Consider the following 17,523-nt stretch of genomic DNA (forward strand, 5'->3'; position numbering starts at 1 on the left):
GTGGCGGATCATGCAGGCCTGCTGGAAGCTCGGCCGCACGACGATCCGCGACATCCTCCTCGACATCGCCGACCGACCGCCTGCGATGTCGTACACCACGGTCCACATGCTGCTCACGCGGATCGTCGAAAAGGGCTACATCGCGCTCGAGCAGGACCGCGGCAACAACTACTACGCCCCGGCCGTCGAGCGCGCCACCATCGTCCGCCTAGCCGCCGAAGACTTCGTCGACAACATCCTCGCCGGCGAAGCCGAGAACCTCGCGATCCTCGACGAGGTTCTGGCGGACCGGAAGGTGCCGCGCTCGCGCGGCCGGAAACACAGCTGAGCAGGCGGGTCGCCGGTGCGGCCTAGCTGGCGCACCGGGGCGCGAGTTGATCTGGTGAGGTCCAAGTGACGCTGGATGCCCAGATCGAAAGAGTCGCCGACCATCTCCAGGCGGCCGGTGCCGTAGCAGTCGTCGGGGCTGGATTCTCCTGGCCGGCGGGAATCCCCTTGGCCTACCATCTCGCGCCGCTTCTTTGGCAGGCGCTCGACGAGAACGCCTCGGCGCGTGCGGCTTTGGCGCTGAGGCTCGGTCGAGTCGATTCGCCAGGGCAGGTCCTCATTGGACACGACGCGGCGAGGCTGAGGCAGGCCTACGACGTCGTCCGGCAGAACGACGGCGTGCGGTGGAGCTTTCAGGCCGCGTTCGCGGCGCGAGACGCCTCGATCAACCATCAGTCCACCGCGCACGACGCTCTCGCGCGGCTCTTTCATCGCGGTACCGCTGAGATCGTCATCTCGTTCAACTGGGACACGCTCCTCGAGCGCTGCTTCGCTAGGAGGTACGGTGGTCGCCTTGCCGTCGGCGAGCGATTCTGGAAACCCCATGGTGACGCCGCGAGGTCAGACGAACATTGGGTCCTGCCCGGGGACTCCGGCCACCTGCCAGACGCGATCGTAGAGCGCGTGAATGAGCTAGTTCGCGAGCGCCCGCGACTACTTCTTATTGTTGGGTACTCAGAGTCCGATGAGTGGGTCGCCGATCAATTGACGAAACCACTCGCCGACCGGTGGCTCGTCAGTCGCATCGGTCCGGACGCATCGGGGGACCTCGCCTTGCGCGGATCTGCGGATGAGGTTCTTACCCGACTCGCGGCGCGCCTTGTCCCCGAGCCTGAACTGTTGGGATGGCGCTTCGCAGGTCTGGCCGAGAGCCGAGGGCTCGGTCCGGCATTGTTGGGGCTTCCTCTGGGGATTGCTGACGCAGGCGCTTGTCCGAAGCTGCCGGAAGTTGATCAGGTGCTGTCGAGGCTGCACGCAGGGCATTCCGCGGCGGTAGTTGGTCCCCCGGGGTCCGGCAAGTCGCTCTGCGCTGCTCAGAGTCTCCTGGAGCTCTCGGCACTCGGTTACAGCATCATCCGACCGATTGAGCTCCTGCGGGACGGTTGTGAGATTCCGCTTGCTGGGCAGCGGTTCCCGCACGTGGTCTTCATTGACGATGCGCACCTGGAGTCGCGCTCGCTCCTGCGAAGACTTCGCGAGGTGGCGAACGAGCGGTTGCTCTTGCTCGTCGCGGCTACGGAGTCAGAAGGCGTGGAGGTCGATCGAGGGGCGATCCGTATCGATACCCGGCGGGCCGTGGCGTCGATCGCCGGAGGTTTGCGGACCGATCTGCGGCGAACGCTAGCCGCGGTGAGAGCGCTCGATGACCGGGTCGGTGAGGGCTACCTCGACGAGACGATCGAAGCGAGGATCTCTGAGGCCGAGCGATCGGAACAGCCGTGGCAGTTCTGCTTCGTCCTAGGCGGTGGGTGGCGCCGCGCGAGCGAGGCCGTTGATGCAGCTCGCGTCGCGGGAGCCGACCTTGTCTTGGTCGCGGCGGCTGTACATCAGCTGGTCACTCTTGATTCGCAGGGTCGCCCCGACGCAGTCGGTGCGCTGGCTGCGGCCGCAGGGGTCTCTTCCGAGTCCTTCGTTTCGGCGATCCAGTGGCTCGTGCGCGAGCGCCTCTTGCTTTCGGCGGACGACCTCAGGTGTCCTCACCAACGCTTGGCCATGGTGGTCCTCGGAGCGGTCTATCAAGGGTTGACCGCCGACCGGCGCGCACTCTTCTTCGAAATCTGCCGAGCGGCAGTCGGCGACCGTCGGATGCCTCTTCTGGGAGTGCACTCGCTCCTGGACACGCTTCGATTTGCGGATGCGATTCGGTGGAACCTCAACAGTCTTCTGGGATCCAGAGTCGAGTCTGACCTTCTCGCGCGCTGCTTTGAGTCGAAGGACGCGGAGGTGCGGATGGCGGCTGCGCTGTTGCTGACGGACCTGGAAGCCTTCACCGACGATTGGCTTGAGGCCACACTTCGACCGCGCATACCCGACCTGACTCGGTGGATAGCGGAGGCCGAGCATCCCTCAGGGTTCGGTTTGTCTCGGCTCATGAACAACGTCTACAACCGCGATCGAGCGTTCGCCGAGGAGATCTGCGACAGGGTAGACGCCAGAGCCCTGGCCGAGGTGGTGTCCTGTGCTGGATCTTCGGCGGCATGGTCGATGGCCGAGTTGATCGACCGCCTCCGACTAGGCACCAGCGCTTCGTGGCGTGCGTTGTTCGTGAGCGCGCTGGATCGAGCGAAGCTTCTATCTGCGGGGGAGGAGTGGTCCGAAGAGCACCTTGCGGAATTCGCTCGGCTTGCCGCCGGCGTTGGTGCATACGACGAGGATCTCGGGCTCTCGATGATGGAGCGCGCGGAGCCGCGATTCAGGCGTTGGTTTTCAGCCACTCCTCTGGAAGCCTTCCGAAACCTGGACGATCTTCTGTTCCACTTTCTCCGCGTCTGGGACCCGCTGGGTATCTACGTTGGCAGCCTGCGACCCTCTTCGCGAGCGCGCGCGCTGGCTCGGAGGTTGCTCGAAGACATCGACCCCTCCGCGCTGGCGGCGAGCATCTCAGCAGGCTCTAGAGCGAGCCTTGAGGACTACGCGAAGCTGCTCGGTTACTTCGCGAGGACCAAGCCGCGACTTCATCGAGCTGTGGTCACCGCGATCGACCTCGATCGGCTGGCCGCGGCCTTCGAAGGGCACTGGAAACGGCTTCCGCACGAGCTCGAGATCCTCGCTGGTCAGCTCAGAGCGGGACCGGATCACGAGCCAGTGGTGTCGTGGCTCAGGCGCCATTCGGACCGCATCGAGGTTCTAGCCGTGCGCTTGGCGATCATGTCTCCCAGCCTGGCGGCGGACGTAGTGAAGCGCGGCGGAAGTGTGGCGCTCGATCAGTCGATGACCTTCGAGTGGTTCGGGGTCGCGTACATCATCGATTCCCTCGCTCGCGAGAGGCCAGACCTAGTTGAGGCGCTGGTCGGTCCCCATGTCGACAAGGCCGCCGAGGCGCTCGCACGAAACCAGGCCAACACATACGACCACGTGGATGCCTTCGTCAGCGTCCTTGCGGAGCATGCACCGGGCGCGCTCGCTCGAATTCTGGATCGGGTGAATCCGGGTGCCGCCGAGGTGGCCTGGGCGGCTTGCCTGGAGGGAAGCCCTGGCGCGCGACGGTCCGCCGCGAAGCTGATCGCCGCCGCGCTCGTGCACGGGGGCGAGATCGCCGAGGTGGCCGGGAGGCTGCGGTCGAGGTATCCGAAGGCGTCCGTTCCGGCGTCGAAGCTTTCCTTCGAGATTAGCGGCCTACGTCAGTCGAGGCGCAAGGCCAAGGCTCGCCGTCCGCTCCGATGAGGAGGCTGCTTCGGAGGGGCTGGTTGCGGGATTGCTCGTGACACTCTACAATTGTTGATATTGGCGCCGAGCTCGCTGGAGAGGGCGCCGCTGGACCGGGCGGCGAGGCGGACGAGCGCCCGCCACTCAACGAACGTTGACCAAGAGCGAGCCGGGAGTAGAATGCTGAGCGTAGTTCGATGCCGCGAGATCCTCGGCGCCGATTGCCGGCTGTCCGATGCCGAAGTCGAGAAGCTGCGCGACTTCGTCTACGGCTTCGCGGACCTCGCGCTGCGGGTCGCCAGGGAGAATCATGACGAAGGCCGGAGCTGGAACTCTCGTCGGCAGCGCTGGGAAGAGCGCCAAGCGGAGCGCCTCCCGGGCGGTCGTCTACTGCCGGGTGTCCAGCCACGAGCAGCTCAAGGGCCTGAGCCTGGAGACGCAGTCGAAAGCGTGCATCGACTACTGCCGTTCCCAGGGGATGGAGGTGGCGGAGGTCTTCGTGGAGCGGGCCGAGTCGGCGAGCACGACCGACCGGACGCAGCTCCAGCGGATGCTGACCTACTGCCGGACGCACCGGGGGCGGGTCCACTTCCTGGTGGTCTACATGCTGGACCGCTTCGCGCGGAACCAATACGACCATCACGCCTTGAAGGCCTATCTCCAGAAGCTCGGGATCACGCTGCGGGCGGTGGCGCAGCCGATCGACGACTCGGCGACCGGGAAGCTGATGGACGGCATCCTGGCGGCGTTCAACGAGTTCGACAACAACGTCCGCCGGGAGCGCTGCGTGGGTGGGATGCAGGCGGCGGCGAGCCGGGGGCGATGGGTCTTCCCGCCGCCGCTGGGCTACCGGGTGGCGCTCAAGGCTGACGGCTCGAAGACGATCGAGCCCGACCCGCAGGCGGCTCCTCTCGTCCGCCACGCCTTCGCGATGGCGGCCTCGGGCCTTCACAGCGTCGCCGAGATCCTGCGCGAGCTGCGTCGGCGCGGCCTCACCGGCCGGCGCGGCGCGGAGTTGTCGAGCGGGATGCTCCACAAGCTCCTGCGCAAGACCGTCTACCACGGTCGAGTGGTCGTCGAGGACTGGGGCATCGACGTCGCCGGCGACTTCGAGCCGCTCGTCGACGAGGAGACCTTCACCAAGGCCCAGGCCGCGATCACCTGGGCCAAGCCGCTCCTCGCCGGCTACCAGCGCAACCACCCGGACTTCCCGCTCCGGCGCTTCGTGCGTTGCGCGCACTGCTCGAAGCCGATCTCGGGAGCCTGGTCGAAGGGGAAGCGGGCGCGCTACGCCTACTACAACTGCCCCGGTTGCCGGCGGATCAACGTCCCGCAGCAGCAGTTCGAGGCGCGTTTCGTCGAGCTCCTGGACCGCCTCACGCCGCGGCCGGAGGTCCTGAAGCTCCTCTCCGCCGCGGTGCTCGAGCGCTGGAACGAGGAGCAGAAGGGCGTCGCCGAGAAGCGCCGGGCGATCGAGCAGCGGCTGGAGGTTCTCCAGCAGCGCAAAGAGCGCGTCGTGAGCGCCTACCTCTACGAGGGGACGATCGACAAGGAGACCTACCAGTCGCACCTGGCGCGCGTCGAGGAGGAGCTGACGCTCGCCAAGATCGACCGGCACGAGGCCGAGATCGACGAGTTCGACATCGAGGGCACCTTGGCGTTCGCCGAACACCTGGTGACCCACTCGAGTCGCTTGTGGCTAGAGGCCGCGCTCGATCAGCGGCAGCGCCTGCAGAAGCTGTTCTTCCCCGAAGGTCTCAGCTTCGACGGCGAAGAATTTCGAACACCCCTAACCTGTCCATTTTTCATGAACATCGAGGGGACTTCCCACCAGGTGAGTGAATTGGTGGAGCAGAAGGGATTCGAACCCTCGACCCCCACGTTGCGAACGTGGTGCTCTCCCAGCTGAGCTACTGCCCCACTCGGGGACGGCTACTCTACCTTCGAGGCCGCGGGCGGGGCAACCCCTGCGGTGCCCCCTGCGATGGCCCCCGTGGTGCTCGGCGGGGCGGCGGGGGCGGGGCGGCCGATCGCTTCGGCCAGGGTGCGATCGCCGGCGGCGTCGCAGAAGCCGCGCAGGAAGCGGGTGCGCATCGCCGTGATGCCGGCGAAGGGGCCGACCGCCGGCAGGTCGTCGGCGAGCTCGCGCTCGTAGAGGCGCAGCAGCTCGCCGACGCGTGAGGCGAGCGCCCCGCGCGAGGCGGCGAAGCGCGGCGAGTAGAGACGCGTACGCACGACGAGGCCGGCCGATTCGAGCGGCGCGAGGGCGCGCTGCAGCCGCGGCGGGGCGACCGCCAGCTCTTCGGCGAGGCTCGAGAGGCCGAGCGGCCGCTCGCCGCGCTCCCCGTGCTCGGCGAGCAGGGCGAGCGCGGCGAGCCCGAGCCACGGATCGCTCGCCAGGTGCTCGCGTTCGCCCTCGCGATCGCCGAGCATCGCCCGCCGGTGCTGGTGGCAATAGGCGACGAGGTTGCCGGCGAGCACGATCCACCAGCCGACCTGGAGCGAGACCATGAAGAAGAACGCCACGGCGAAGCCGCCGTAGACGATCTGGTTGGTGCGGCCGAAGAGATCGAGGTAACCGACGAAGCCGCGCCGCAGGAGCTCGAGCCCGGCCGAGGCGAGGACTCCGCCGAGCAGCGCGCTGCGCGCCCGCACGTGCGTGTTCGGCACCAGGGCGTAGAGCAGGGTCAACCCGAGGGCGGTGGCGAGCGTCGGCAGCACGGCGAGCGGCGAGGTGCCGGCGAGCAGCGGCTCGGTGCGCAACTGCTCGACCATGTTGTAGAGGCCGGAGAGAGCCGTGCCGATGAGCAGCGGCCCGGTGGCGAGGAGCAGCAGGTAGGAGACCAGCCGGACGCTCCAGGGCCGGCGCGCCGAGGCCTCCCAGGTGCGGTTGATCGTCTCCTCGACCGCGAAGAAGACGCCGAGCACGACGATCGCGAAGCCGATGAGGCCGGGCCCACGGATCGTCTCGGCCTGGGCAACGAAGCGCTCGAGCGCGGCGAGCGTCGCTTCCTCCGAGTACGGGAGGATTTCGGTCAGCAGGTCGAGGAGCTGCCGCTGGTACTGGGTGAAGGCACGGGCGCCGACCGCCGCGAAGGCGGCGAGCAGCGGCACCAGCGAGACGACGGTGATGAAGGCGAGCGCCGAAGCGCGCAGGCCGATCCCTTCGGCGCCGGCGCGGCGCCAGACGATGAGCAGGAAGCGGCCGAACTCCCGGATCTCGTGTCGGATGCGCTGCAGGCGACGGCGCAGGCCGTCGCGGCGTGCCTCCCGTCGCGAGGACTCGGACGCCGTCGGCTCCCCGCCGACCGGCTCGCTTACCACGGGACAGTGGTGCCCGACAGCGGCAGCTCGGGCCGCACCCAGCCGAGCGCCGGGATCGCTGCCGCCAGCGCCTTGCGCGCCGGGTCCTCGCCGTGATTGAGGAAGACGCGCGCCGGCGGCGCCGGGAAGGCGCGGCACCAGCGCAGGATCTCCTCGCGGTCGGCATGCGCCGAGAGGCCCTGCAGGGCGACGATCTCGGCGCTCACCGGCACCTTCTGTCCGTGGATCGCCACCGCGTCGGCCCCTTCGAGCAGCGCGCGCCCGCGTGTGCCGGCCGCCTGGTAGCCGACGAAGAGCACGGTGTTGCGCGCGTCGCCCAGCCGGTGAGCGAGGTGATGGACGACACGTCCGCCAGCGGCCATGCCGCTCGCCGCGACGATCACCACCGGATCGCTGCGACCGTTGAGCTCGCGCGACTGTTCGACGGTGCGGCAACGCTGGAAGCGGTCGGCGGCGAGCGGGTTGGCACCGTTGCGCACCAGCGCGCTCAGCTCCTCGTCGAATTCCGACGGCGAGTTGCGGTAGATCTCGGTCGCTTCGATCGCCATCGGGCTGTCGACGTAGACGCACTCCGGGTCGAGGAACCCGTCGTCGACTAGGCTCGAGAGGTGGAAGAGCACGTCCTGTGTGCGGCCGAGGGCGAAGGCCGGGACGACGACGCTGCCGCCGCGGGCGAAGGTGCGCTCGATGACCGCGCGCAGCGCCGCCGTCGGGTCTTCGGCCGGATGGGTGCGATTGCCGTAGGTCGATTCGAGGAGAAGCGCCGCCGGGGCGTGCGCCGGGGCGACCGGGTCATGCAGGATCGGCACGTCGAAGCGGCCGAGGTCGCCGGAGAAACACCACTCGCGCCGCTCGCCGTCGGCTCCCTTGGCCGAGACGACGATCGACGCCGCGCCGAGCAGGTGACCGGCGCGCAGATAGCGCACGCGGACACCCGGCGCCACCTCGCGCTCGGTGTCGAACGGCAGCACCTCGAAGAGCCCGAGCGCGTGGCGCGCGTCGCGCGAGGTGAAGAGCGGCCGTGGCGAGGGGTGCCGGCTGTAGCCCTTCTTGGCGGCGAAGCGTGCCTCTTCCTCTTGCAGCTCGGCAGCGTCGCGCAGCACCAGCGAGGCGAGCGCCCGCGTCGGTCGCGAGCAGTAGATCCGCCCGGCGAAGCCCTGCGCCGCGAGCTTCGGCAGCAGACCGGTGTGATCGAGATGGGCGTGGGTGAGGAGCACCGCGGTGAGCTCCGACGGTGCGAACGGGAACGGCTCCCAGTTGCGACGCTCGAGCTCTTCGTCGCCCTGGTAGAGGCCGCAATCGACGAGCAGACGGGTCTCGCCCCAGGCGAGCAGGGTGCAGCTGCCGGTTACCGCGCCGCACGCCCCGAGGAAGGTCACGCTGGCCATGGATGGGGTCGCTCCTCCGGCAGTGTAGCAGACGCCCCGCGGTCGATCGGGTATCATTCGCTCCGCCGAACGACTGCCAGCTGCCGATCTCGTGCACTGGCCCTCGCGCCCCGGGGCGGGCCCGGAGGAGACCATGACCGACACCAGCAAGACCATCGACCGCGCCAAGGACGCCGTCGTCGACGCGTTCGACGACACCCGCGACCGTCTCGACAGCGGGCTCGACGCCGCGCGCGAGCGTTTCGAGGAGCTCGCCGACGACGTCTCCGAGAAGGCCGGGGCCACCCGCCGCGAGGTCCGGCGCCGCGCCGAGGCCGCCCGCGCCTTCGCCAAGGACAAGCTCGGCTCCGCCAAGGAGGGGCTGCGCCAGGGCTACGATCGCGTGCGCAAGGACGTCGGCGAGCTTTCCACCGACGTCAACGAGTACGTGCGCGACAACCCGGGCAAGTCGATCCTGATTGCCGCCGCGGTCGGCTTCGCCATCGGCCTGCTGGTGCGCGGTCGCCGCGACGACTGATCGCACCCGCCATGGAGCCCCGCGAACGGCCGGCCTCGGTCGCCGACGAGTTCCTCGACGAGGTGCTCCCCGAGCAGCTCGACTGGCAGCACCTGGTGCGGCGCTACCCGAAGAGCAGCCTGGCGGTGGCGGCGCTCGGCGGCTATCTGCTCGCTCGCAGCCGGGGGCCGGCGCTGCTCGCCGCCCTCGGCTCGTTCGCGGCCTCGCAGGTCACCGCCCAGGTCGGCGAGCTGATCGGCGAAGACCTCGGCTAGGCGGCCGGTGCGCCGCCTCCTCCACCTCTCCGACGTCCACTTCGGCCCGCACCACGCACCGGAAGCCGCCGCGGCGGCGCTCGACCTCGTGGCGCGCCGGCGTCCCGACCTGGTCGTCGTCTCGGGCGACCTGACGCAACGCGCCAAGCCGCGCCAGTTCGTCGAGGCACGACGCTTCGTCGACCGGATCCACGCCCTCGGCGTACCGTCGATCGCCGTGCCGGGCAACCACGACGTGCCGCTCTACCGCGTCTGGGAGCGCCTCTTCGCGCCCTACGGCGCCTATCGCCGGCACTTCGACCGCGAGCTCGAACCGGCCTTCGCCGACGACGAGCTGCACGTCGTCGGACTCAACACCGCCTTCAACTGGACCTTCAAGAACGGCCGACTGCGGTTGGCGCGCCTCGGCACGCTCGGCGAGCAGCTCGCGGCCGTCCCGGCGACACGCTGTCGCATCGTCGTCGCCCACCACCCGCTCGTTCCCGCTCCCGGCTTCGGCGATCGCACCGTGCTGCGCAACGCGCTCGCCGCAACTCGCCGGTTTGCCGCCTCCGGCGTCGAGATGGTGCTCTCCGGGCATCTCCACCAGGCGTTCGTCACCGGCAGCGACGAGTGGTACCCGGGCAGCGGCGAGCGCGTCCTGCTGGTTCACAGCGGCACCTCGAGCTCCTACCGCGGTCGCGGCGCCGAGCGGCGACGGATGACCTGCAACTGGATCGAGGTCGACGCCGGCGAGATCCGCGTCACGCCGCTGCGCTACGAGCCGGCAGGCGCCTTCGCCCCGCTCGGCGAGCTGCGGGCCCCCCGCCGCGTCGTCCCCACCCCGGTCTGACCGCCGGCGGGCGAGGGGATATCATCGCGCTGGCCGCGCTGGGCGGCCGGCGAGGAGGAGTGTCATGTCCGACGCATGGGAGACCGTCCGGGTGGTCGGCACCGAGGAAGAGGCGGCGTTGCTCGCCGGATTCCTCGAAGAGTCCGATATCCCGTCCGAGGTCGAGTCGCTGCGCTTCCATCAGGAGCCGGTGAACTTCGGCAGTCTCGGCGAGGTCCGCGTCAAGGTGCCCGCTGACCGACTCGAGGAGGCCGAGGCAGTGCTCGCGGCGCGCGAGGAGTCGTTCGCCGCCAGCGGCGACGACGAGTCCGGCGAGAGCGAGGAGACGCCGAAGGAATGAGCCCGCTCGTCGCCGGAAGCCAGCTCGCGCGCTACCGGATCGTCCGCCCGCTCGGCGCCGGAGCGATGGGTGAGGTCTACCTTGCCGAGGACCCGCAGATCGACCGCCAGCTGGCGATCAAGACGGTCCGCATCGAAGAGGGCAAGGCCGGCGAGGTCGAAGAGCGCAAGCGCCGCCTGTTGCGCGAGGCGCGCGCCGCCGGTCGCCTCCTCCACCCGAACATCGTCGCGCTCTTCGACGCCGGCGAGGACCAGGGCGTCCTCTTCCTCGCCTTCGAGTACGTCGCCGGGGCCGACCTCGCCAAGCGGATGGAGCAGGGTCCGCCGCTCACCCTCGGCGAGGCGCTCGGGCTCGTCCGCCAGGCCGCCGACGGGCTCGACTTCGCCCATCAGCAGGGGATCGTCCACCGCGACATCAAGCCGAGCAACCTGCTGATCAACCGCACCGGCCAGCTCAAGATCGCCGACTTCGGCATCGCCCGGATGACCGACCAGACGAGCGAGCTGACGATGACCGGCTCGGTGGTGGGAAGCCCCCACTACCTCTCGCCCGAGCAGATCCGCGGCGAGGAGCTCGACGGACGCAGCGACGTCTTCTCGCTCGGCGTGGTCCTCTACGAGCTGCTCAGCCGGCGCCGGCCGTTCAACGGCGAGACGCTCACCACGCTCGTCTACCAGATCCTGCACCAGGAGCCGAACGCTCTGGTGCTGCGCCGACCCGACCTCACGCCGCGGCTCGAGTCGCTGGTGCGGCGGATGCTCGCCAAGGACCGCAACCAGCGCTTCGCCTCCGCTCGCGAGGTGGTCGCCGAGATCGGGCGGCTCGAGCGCGAGCTCGATCCCGTCCTGCTCGCCGGACCCGCCGCACCCAGCGACGACCCGGAGGCGTTGCAGGCGACGATGCGCATGCCCTCGGGAGCCGTTCCGAGCCCGGGCAGCGGCGCGTTCGTTCCCCCGCCCCCGCCTTCCACCGGAGTCGCGCCGGCGCCGCAGCCGCTCGCCGCAGCCGCGTCACCGACCGCGGCGACCCAGGCCGGCGGGCGCAAGACCGGGTTGATCGTCGGGCTGGCCATCGCCGCCGCGGTGCTGCTCGTCGGCGGCGGACTGGTCGGTCGAGCCTGGCTCTCCGGCCGTCCCTCGCCGCCGCAGGCCGGGCAACCGGGCGGACCGGCGGTCGAGCCGCCGACGATCCCCACCGGCACGCCCACCGAAGTGCCACCGCCGCACGCCGTGGTGATCGAGCGGCCGACCCCGCCGACCTTCGGTGGCGTCGCCACGACGACCCCGCTCGAACCGACCGCCACGCCTCCGGCAACCCCGGCCTACCCGACGGCGACCCCGCGCTACCGACCGACCGTGGCGCCACCGACCCCCGAGCCGACGCCCGAGCCGACAGCGACCCCCGAGCCCACCGCCGAGCGGGTGGAGGTCGACCGGGAGATCGAGAGCGGGCTCGCCCTGTCGTTCCAGATCACCCCCGACGACACGATCGTCCGCGTCGACAAGACCGTTCTCGGCGAAGCCGCGGAATGGAACTCGAAGAAGAAAGAGGGGCGCGTCTACCAGTTGCCGGGAGCGGGCGAGTACGTCGTGCGGCTGATCAAGGACGGCATGCGCGACGTGCGGATTCGGGTCAAGGCGCAGGCGGGTCGCGGCGGCGTGACCACCATCGTCCACACGATGGGCAGTCGTGCCTCGGGACCGTCCGTCTCGCAGGAGGCCAAACGGCGACTGCGCGTGAGTGAAGGGGTGAATCTCAAGATCGACCCGGACGGGGCCGAAGTGGCGGTCGACGGCCAGCCGCTCGGCACGGCACGCGATTTCCGCGGCACGTTCGGACGCAAGTCGCTGCAGCTTGCCGGCGGCGAGCACCGCGTGGTGATCTCCGCTCCCGGCTACGTCGCACTCGAGCTCGTCGTCGAGGTCTCGCCGTCGGCCCCCGACAGAAAGCAGACGGTCGAGGCGAAGCTCGCCCGGCAGTGACCGTGGATTGAGCCCCCCCATGTCCGCCGACCCGGTGTCGTCCGGCGCCGTGTCGCCCGTCTTCGACCTGCTGCCCTGGCTGCAGCGGGCGAGCTGCCGTCGCCTCGACAACGGCCTGCTGCTCTGCCGACTCGACAACCCGCAGGCACCGCTGGTCACCACCGCGCTCTTCTACCGCGCCGGCACCGGCGACGAGCAGGCGGGACAGGGCGGAGTCGCCCATTTCCTCGAACACATGATGTTCAAGGGCTCGGCCGCCTTCGGTCCCGGGGAGATCGACCGCGTCACCCAGGCGCTCGGCGGGGCCAACAACGCCTTCACCAGCCACGATCTGTCGGTCTACTACTTCTCCTTCGCCGCCGACCGCTGGGAGCGCGCTCTCGAGCTCGAAGCCGACCGGATGCGCGCCCTGCGCCTCGACCCCGACGAGGTGGCGAGCGAGCGCCAGGTGATCCTCGAAGAGATCGACATGTACGCCGACGAGCCGTGGGACTCCCTCGAGCTCGCCGTGCTCGCGGCCCTCTTCGCCGGGCATCCCTACGGCCGACCGGTGCTCGGCACCGCCGAGGAGCTCGCCAGCGTCGGACCGGAGGAGCTCGGCGCCTTCCACCGGCGTTACTACGGACCGGACAACGCCGTCCTGGTGGTCGCCGGCGAGCTCGACGAGCGCGCCGAGGCGCGCGTCGAGGAGCACTTCGGGACGATCGCGCCACGGGACCCGGCGCGGGTCCCCGTCGGCCCGGCCTCTCCCCCCGATCGCCTGCAACGGCTCGAGCGGCGTCACGGCGAGACGGCGCGGGCACTCCTCGCCCTGCCGGCCCCCGGCGCCGACTCCGCCGAGCACGCCGCCCTCCGTCTGCTCGCCGCCGCTCTCGGCTCCGGCCGGGCCAGCCGGCTGCAGCGACGGCTCGTCGAGCAGGACCCGCTCTGCCTCGGCGTCAACGTCAATCTCGCCGAGAGCGCGACCGACGGCTATCTCGCCATCGCCGCCGAGGTCCTGCCGGGCGTCGAGCCGGCCCGGGTCGAGGCGACCCTGATGGCCGAGCCTCGCTCGCGTGCGCGAGGCACCGCTCGCCGACGACGAGATCGCCCGCGCCCGCCAGGTGCTGCTCGCCGACTGGGCGATCGGTCACGAGCGCATCCACCAGCAGGCGCTCTCGGCCGGCACCGCTCTCGCCCTCTTCGACCTCCATCATCCGGAGCGTTCGCTCGCGGCGACCCTCGCCTGCGAGGCCGGGACGCTTCAAGACGTCGCCCGCCGCCGCCTCGACCCGGAGCGCGGCGCGGTGCTCGGATGGTCCCTGCCATGAGCCACGACGATTTCCCCGCCCCGACCGCCGGACCGACCTGGGAACAGCTCGCCTCGCTCTTCCGTCCCCACCCGTGGCACGGCGTGCCGCTGGGCGACGAGGCGCCCGACAAGGTCACGGTCTACGTCGAGATCGTGCCGACCGACACGGTCAAGTACGAGCTCGAGAAGGCCACCGGCCTGCTGCACATCGACCGGCCGCAGAAGTACTCCAACCTCTGCCCGACCCTCTACGGCCTCCTGCCGCAGACCTACTGCGGCGACGAGGTCGGAGCGCTCTGCAGTCGCCGCGCCGGCCTCGACGGGATCGTCGGCGACGGCGACCCGCTCGACGTCTGCGTGCTCGCCGAGAAGTCGATCCCGCGCGGCGACGTGCTGCTCCACGCGGTGCCGATCGGCGGGCTGCGGATGATCGACCACGACGAGGCCGACGACAAGATCGTCGCGGTGCTCGCCGGCGACGCCGTCTACGGCGGCCTCACCGACATCTCGCAGTGTCCACCCGCGCTGATCGACCGGCTGCAGCACTACTTCCTCACCTACAAACAGGCGCCGGGCGACGAGCCGCGCGTCTCGATCGCCGGCGTCTACGGCCGGGAGGAGGCGCACGAGGTCATCGCCTGCTGCCGCCGCGACTACGACCGGCGCTACGGCGCCTTGCGCGACCTGCTCGAGCATGCCCGCCGGCCCTGACGGACCGCCGGCGGCGCCGGCCTGGCAGGTTCGCGTGCGCCGGGTCGACGGAGCGCCGCTCGTCGCCGTGCGCGCCTGGGTGCGCGGCGGGGCGCGCGCCGAGGCGATCCCGGGGCAGGCCTACCTTGCCGGTCGCCTTCTCGCCGAAGGCACCCGACAACACGACTGGCACGCGATCGCCGCGCGCTCCGAGTCGCGCGGCATGGTGCTGCAGGCGTTCGGCGGCTTCGAAGCGCACGGCGTCGCCGTCGACGCGCTCGCCCGCGACTGGGAGCGGGCCGTCGACGATCTCGCCGAGCTGCTGCTCGAAGCGTCCTTTCCCGAGGATCGCGCCGAGCTGCTGAAGACCCAGGCGCTCGGCGAGCTCGAGAGCCAGGCGGACCAGGCCGATGCGCTGACGGCGCGGGAGTTCCTCGCCCAGCTCTACGCTCCCCATCCGCGTGGCCGACCGCTCCAGGGTGAGCCGGCCGCGATCCGTTCGCTCTCCGCAGCCGACGCGGCCTCGTTCCACCGGGGGGCTCTCGCCTGGGGCGGAGTGCTCACGATGACCGGCGCGCTCGACGACGCCGCGGCCGCCGAGCGTCTCGAGCAGTTGCGGCGAGCCCTGCCGACCGGCTCCTCCGCACCTCCGCGGCCCTCGCCCCCACCGAGCGGCCCGGCCCCGCGTCGCGAGTTCAAGACGCGAGCGAACGACCAGGCCCACCTCTTCCTCGGCCACCTGACGGTGGACCGCTCTCACCCGGACCTGCCGGCGCTCGAGGTGCTCGGGGTGCTGCTCGGCTCCGGACCCGGCCTCTCGGGTCGCATCCCGGCACGCGTCCGGGAGCGGGAGGGGCTCGCCTACGCCGCCTCGGCCGAAGCCGCCGCGGGGGCCGCGCTCGACCCCGGACGGCTGGTCTGTTACGTCGGGACCTCGCCGGAGACCGTGGAGCAGGCCGAGCGGGCCGTGCGCGAAGAGCTCGACCGGCTGCTTGCCGACGGCGCCACGGCGACGGAGGTGGCCGATGCCAAGTCGTACCTGCTCGGACGCGAACCGTTCCGGCGCGAGACGGCACGGCAGTGGGCTGACCTGCTCGGCCTCGCCACCCTCTCCGCTCTGCCGTTCGACGATCCGGAGTGGCCCAACGCACGCACCCGGGCGGTGACGCCCGAAGCGGTCGCCGAGGCCGCCCGCCGGCACCTCCATCCGGAGCTGCTGCGGGTCACCGTGGGTCTGCCCGGAGACTCGGCGGAGGAGCGCGACTAGCTCGTCGAGGCCGGCCGGAAGCGCGCCGTCGGATCGCGGTCGACCCGCTGGAGGAAGGCGAGAACCTCGCGCACCACCGCGACTTCGACGGTCTCGGCGAGCACTGCGTCGCGGAAGACGGCGAGCGCCGCCAGCGCCTCCGGTTCGACCTCCTGGGACGAGAAGACCGGCACCAGCATCCCGGCGAGCTCGCGCACCTCCGACCACTGCCGCCGCTCCGCCAGGCTGACCGCGAGCTCCAGCGCCGCGGTCGCCGCCTCCATCGTGTAGCCGCGCTCGACGAAACCAGCCACGACCGCCCGCATCTCCGGGTCCGCCTCCTCGTGCCGCCCGAGCCCGAGGGCGATGCGACTGCCGACCCAGCGCAGGCGCAGCTCGTTGAGCGGCGACAGGCCGAGACGTCGGGCGACCTGGACGTCCTCGACGTACCGGACCTCTGCCTCGGCGAAACGGCCGGCTTCGACCAGGTAGTTCACGGCGTTGTGGATCGCACCCCAGATCGCCCGCGGCTCCCTCGTTTCGTCGATCAGGTTCCGGGCCCGATCGAGGACCTCCAGCGCTTCGTCGACCCGACCGTCGAAGGCGAGCGCGTTGGCCAGCGTGAAGAGCGATCTTCCTTGCTGATGGTGATCGCCGATCTTGCCGAAGAGCGAGAAGGCGCGTCGCGCGAAGACCTCGGCGTCGCGATACCGCGACTGTTCGTTCCTCAGCGCCGCATAGAGAGCGAGCATCTTTCCTTCGACCAGGGGGTCTCCGGTGCCGGCAGCAAGGAGCTCGCTTGCCTGGCGGAACGCAAGCTCGGCATCGACGAGTTGACCACCGAGCCGGAGCGCGTTGCCGAGCTGCGCCTGGGCCGCGATCTCCAGATCGTGCCGGAGTCGCTCGCTCGCCGGCGCGACCTCGGCGCGCTTGGCGATCTGCAGCGCCAGGCGCGCCAGACGGACCGCACGCGCCGGATCCTCCGGCCCGGCCTCGAGGGACAGCTCCTGCAATCGCTCCGACACCGACCACGTGTGGTAACGGCGGTGATTGGTCGCCACCAGCGTCTGCTGTCCTTCGGGGAGGGCCAGCAACTCTTCCACGAGCGGCGCGGCATCTTGCCGCTCCCGATCGATCGACGTCGCTGCCGTCTGCACCTTCGCCAGAAGGGAGGCCAGGGCACGGTCGTAGTCGCGCTCGGCGGGCCTCGACGTCCCCTCGAAATCTCTCACCGATGCCGACGCCTGCGGATTCGCCGCCGATCTCACGAGATTCCGCACTACCCTCCGCCGCTCTTCGGCGGTGGCCGTCCCGCTCTCGATCGCACTCACGCGGTCGATGGTCTCGTCGTCAACCACGGAAGCTCCTCCTGACCGGGGCGAGCAAGGTTCGACCCAGCGCGTCGAGACAACGGCGAGTGATCTTGTCGACGCTGATCGCCGCACAGCCGATCTGCTGGGCGACCGCGCTTCTCTCGAGCTCGCAACCGTAGCGCAGCGACAAGACGACACGACACCGGCCGCGCAGGCGTGCCATCGCCTCCTGCATTTCGCGCTTGAAGAGACGGCGTTCCGCCGCGTCGACGGTCGGATCGGCCGCGATCTCGATCAGTTCCTGATCGATCGCGTCATAGAGCCGGCGGCGACGACGACGCCAATAGAGCAGACATTCCTTGCGCAGCGCTCCATAAAGCCAGGCAGCGGGCTGAACGAGCAACCCCTCCTTGCGCAGGAACTGCAGGAAGACCTCTTGAAGCAGGTCCTCGGCATCCTCCGCCGGTACGGCGTAGCGCCTGAGCACGCTTCGCAACCGCGGCTCGACCTCGTCGAGGAGGTCTCCGAGGCAGGACGCGGGCGGCTCGTATGGCCGAGGGTCGACGCTCATCGCTACACACCCAGTAGTGCAGCAAGAGCCTAGCGCTCTCGGACCGAAACCGAAAGATCCCTCCCATCGAGCTCCCGGACGG

At 70.2% G+C, this 17,523-nt stretch carries 14 protein-coding genes, 1 tRNA gene and 1 pseudogene; 10 read left to right on the forward strand and 6 right to left on the reverse strand.

Annotated features, from left to right (window positions below):
- Nucleotides 1–10 precede the first annotated feature (10 nt).
- Both IPJ17_00450 and IPJ17_00455 read left to right on the forward strand, forming a co-directional pair.
- Nucleotides 11–328 (forward strand): BlaI/MecI/CopY family transcriptional regulator, encoded by a 318-nt coding sequence (locus tag IPJ17_00450; protein QQR74109.1) that lies wholly within the window; start codon nucleotides 11–13, stop codon nucleotides 326–328.
- Between the two features lie 65 nt (nucleotides 329–393).
- Nucleotides 394–3,711 carry a hypothetical protein gene (locus IPJ17_00455; GenBank protein QQR74110.1) on the forward strand — a complete coding sequence of 1,106 codons (3,318 nt, stop codon included), beginning with the start codon at nucleotides 394–396 and terminating at the stop codon, nucleotides 3,709–3,711.
- 126 nt (nucleotides 3,712–3,837) lie between these two features.
- Here IPJ17_00455 and IPJ17_00460 read toward each other — a convergent pair whose 3' ends face one another.
- Nucleotides 3,838–4,056, reverse strand: a complete 219-nt coding sequence (locus tag IPJ17_00460; protein QQR74111.1) for a hypothetical protein — start codon at nucleotides 4,054–4,056, stop codon at nucleotides 3,838–3,840.
- A gap of 364 nt (nucleotides 4,057–4,420) precedes the next feature.
- On the opposite strand from IPJ17_00460, the pseudogene IPJ17_00465 reads away from it, so the two are divergent.
- A pseudogene (locus IPJ17_00465) lies at nucleotides 4,421–4,852 on the forward strand (recombinase family protein).
- Nucleotides 4,853–5,537: 685 nt separating this feature from the next.
- Here the strand turns inward: IPJ17_00465 and IPJ17_00470 are convergent.
- From IPJ17_00470 to IPJ17_00480, 3 genes are all read right to left on the reverse strand, one after another.
- Nucleotides 5,538–5,613: transfer RNA gene (locus tag IPJ17_00470), tRNA-Ala, on the reverse strand.
- A 12-nt stretch (nucleotides 5,614–5,625) separates the two neighbouring features.
- A complete protein-coding gene (locus IPJ17_00475; GenBank protein ID QQR74112.1) occupies nucleotides 5,626–7,017 on the reverse strand; it encodes a YihY family inner membrane protein in 1,392 nt (463 codons plus the stop codon).
- Entirely contained in the window at nucleotides 7,011–8,405 is a 1,395-nt protein-coding gene (locus IPJ17_00480; GenBank protein ID QQR74113.1) for an MBL fold metallo-hydrolase, read from the reverse strand. Before IPJ17_00480 ends, IPJ17_00475 begins: the two co-directional genes overlap by 7 nt.
- Before the next feature lie 133 nt (nucleotides 8,406–8,538).
- Between IPJ17_00480 and IPJ17_00485 the strand changes: the two genes are divergently transcribed.
- The 7 genes from IPJ17_00485 to IPJ17_00515 all read left to right on the forward strand — a co-directional run bounded on the left by IPJ17_00485 (nucleotide 8,539) and on the right by IPJ17_00515 (nucleotide 15,578).
- Nucleotides 8,539–8,922 (forward strand): DUF883 family protein, encoded by a 384-nt coding sequence (locus IPJ17_00485; GenBank protein QQR74114.1) that lies wholly within the window; start codon nucleotides 8,539–8,541, stop codon nucleotides 8,920–8,922.
- 11 nt (nucleotides 8,923–8,933) lie between these two features.
- Complete coding sequence (locus IPJ17_00490) at nucleotides 8,934–9,176, forward strand: hypothetical protein (GenBank protein ID QQR74115.1); 243 nt, start codon at nucleotides 8,934–8,936, stop codon at nucleotides 9,174–9,176.
- Between the two features lie 7 nt (nucleotides 9,177–9,183).
- Nucleotides 9,184–10,008: a metallophosphoesterase gene (locus IPJ17_00495; protein ID QQR74116.1), complete on the forward strand. Its 825-nt coding sequence runs from the start codon at nucleotides 9,184–9,186 to the stop codon at nucleotides 10,006–10,008.
- Between the two features lie 64 nt (nucleotides 10,009–10,072).
- Entirely contained in the window at nucleotides 10,073–10,348 is a 276-nt protein-coding gene (locus IPJ17_00500) for a DUF2007 domain-containing protein (protein QQR74117.1), read from the forward strand.
- Nucleotides 10,345–12,330 carry a serine/threonine protein kinase gene (locus tag IPJ17_00505; protein QQR74118.1) on the forward strand — a complete coding sequence of 662 codons (1,986 nt, stop codon included), beginning with the start codon at nucleotides 10,345–10,347 and terminating at the stop codon, nucleotides 12,328–12,330. The genes IPJ17_00500 and IPJ17_00505 overlap by 4 nt, the downstream gene beginning before the upstream one ends.
- 19 nt (nucleotides 12,331–12,349) lie before the next feature.
- Entirely contained in the window at nucleotides 12,350–14,332 is a 1,983-nt protein-coding gene (locus IPJ17_00510) for an inorganic pyrophosphatase (protein QQR74119.1), read from the forward strand.
- Nucleotides 14,316–15,578 (forward strand): insulinase family protein, encoded by a 1,263-nt coding sequence (locus IPJ17_00515; GenBank protein QQR74120.1) that lies wholly within the window; start codon nucleotides 14,316–14,318, stop codon nucleotides 15,576–15,578. The genes IPJ17_00510 and IPJ17_00515 overlap by 17 nt, the downstream gene beginning before the upstream one ends.
- Here IPJ17_00515 and IPJ17_00520 read toward each other — a convergent pair.
- Together IPJ17_00520 and IPJ17_00525 are read right to left on the reverse strand one after the other, a co-directional pair.
- Nucleotides 15,575–16,915, reverse strand: coding sequence for a hypothetical protein (locus tag IPJ17_00520; GenBank protein QQR74121.1), 1,341 nt, complete (start codon nucleotides 16,913–16,915; stop codon nucleotides 15,575–15,577). The genes IPJ17_00515 and IPJ17_00520 overlap by 4 nt on opposite strands.
- Nucleotides 16,908–17,366: a sigma-70 family RNA polymerase sigma factor gene (locus IPJ17_00525; protein QQR74122.1), complete on the reverse strand. Its 459-nt coding sequence runs from the start codon at nucleotides 17,364–17,366 to the stop codon at nucleotides 16,908–16,910. Before IPJ17_00525 ends, IPJ17_00520 begins: the two co-directional genes overlap by 8 nt.
- Between the last annotated feature and the right edge of the window lie 157 nt (nucleotides 17,367–17,523).

Source organism: Holophagales bacterium (assembly GCA_016699405.1).
Classification (GTDB): domain Bacteria; phylum Acidobacteriota; class Thermoanaerobaculia; order Multivoradales; family JAGPDF01; genus JAAYLR01.

Coding starts and splice junctions, on each gene's coding strand:
- IPJ17_00450 (QQR74109.1), top strand. CDS start 11: ATGCAGGCCTGCTGGAAGCTCGGCCGCACGACGATCCGCGACATCCTC.
- IPJ17_00480 (QQR74113.1), bottom strand. CDS start 8,405: ATGGCCAGCGTGACCTTCCTCGGGGCGTGCGGCGCGGTAACCGGCAGC.
- IPJ17_00485 (QQR74114.1), top strand. CDS start 8,539: ATGACCGACACCAGCAAGACCATCGACCGCGCCAAGGACGCCGTCGTC.
- IPJ17_00490 (QQR74115.1), top strand. CDS start 8,934: ATGGAGCCCCGCGAACGGCCGGCCTCGGTCGCCGACGAGTTCCTCGAC.
- IPJ17_00500 (QQR74117.1), top strand. CDS start 10,073: ATGTCCGACGCATGGGAGACCGTCCGGGTGGTCGGCACCGAGGAAGAG.
- IPJ17_00505 (QQR74118.1), top strand. CDS start 10,345: ATGAGCCCGCTCGTCGCCGGAAGCCAGCTCGCGCGCTACCGGATCGTC.
- IPJ17_00510 (QQR74119.1), top strand. CDS start 12,350: ATGTCCGCCGACCCGGTGTCGTCCGGCGCCGTGTCGCCCGTCTTCGAC.
- IPJ17_00515 (QQR74120.1), top strand. CDS start 14,316: ATGCCCGCCGGCCCTGACGGACCGCCGGCGGCGCCGGCCTGGCAGGTT.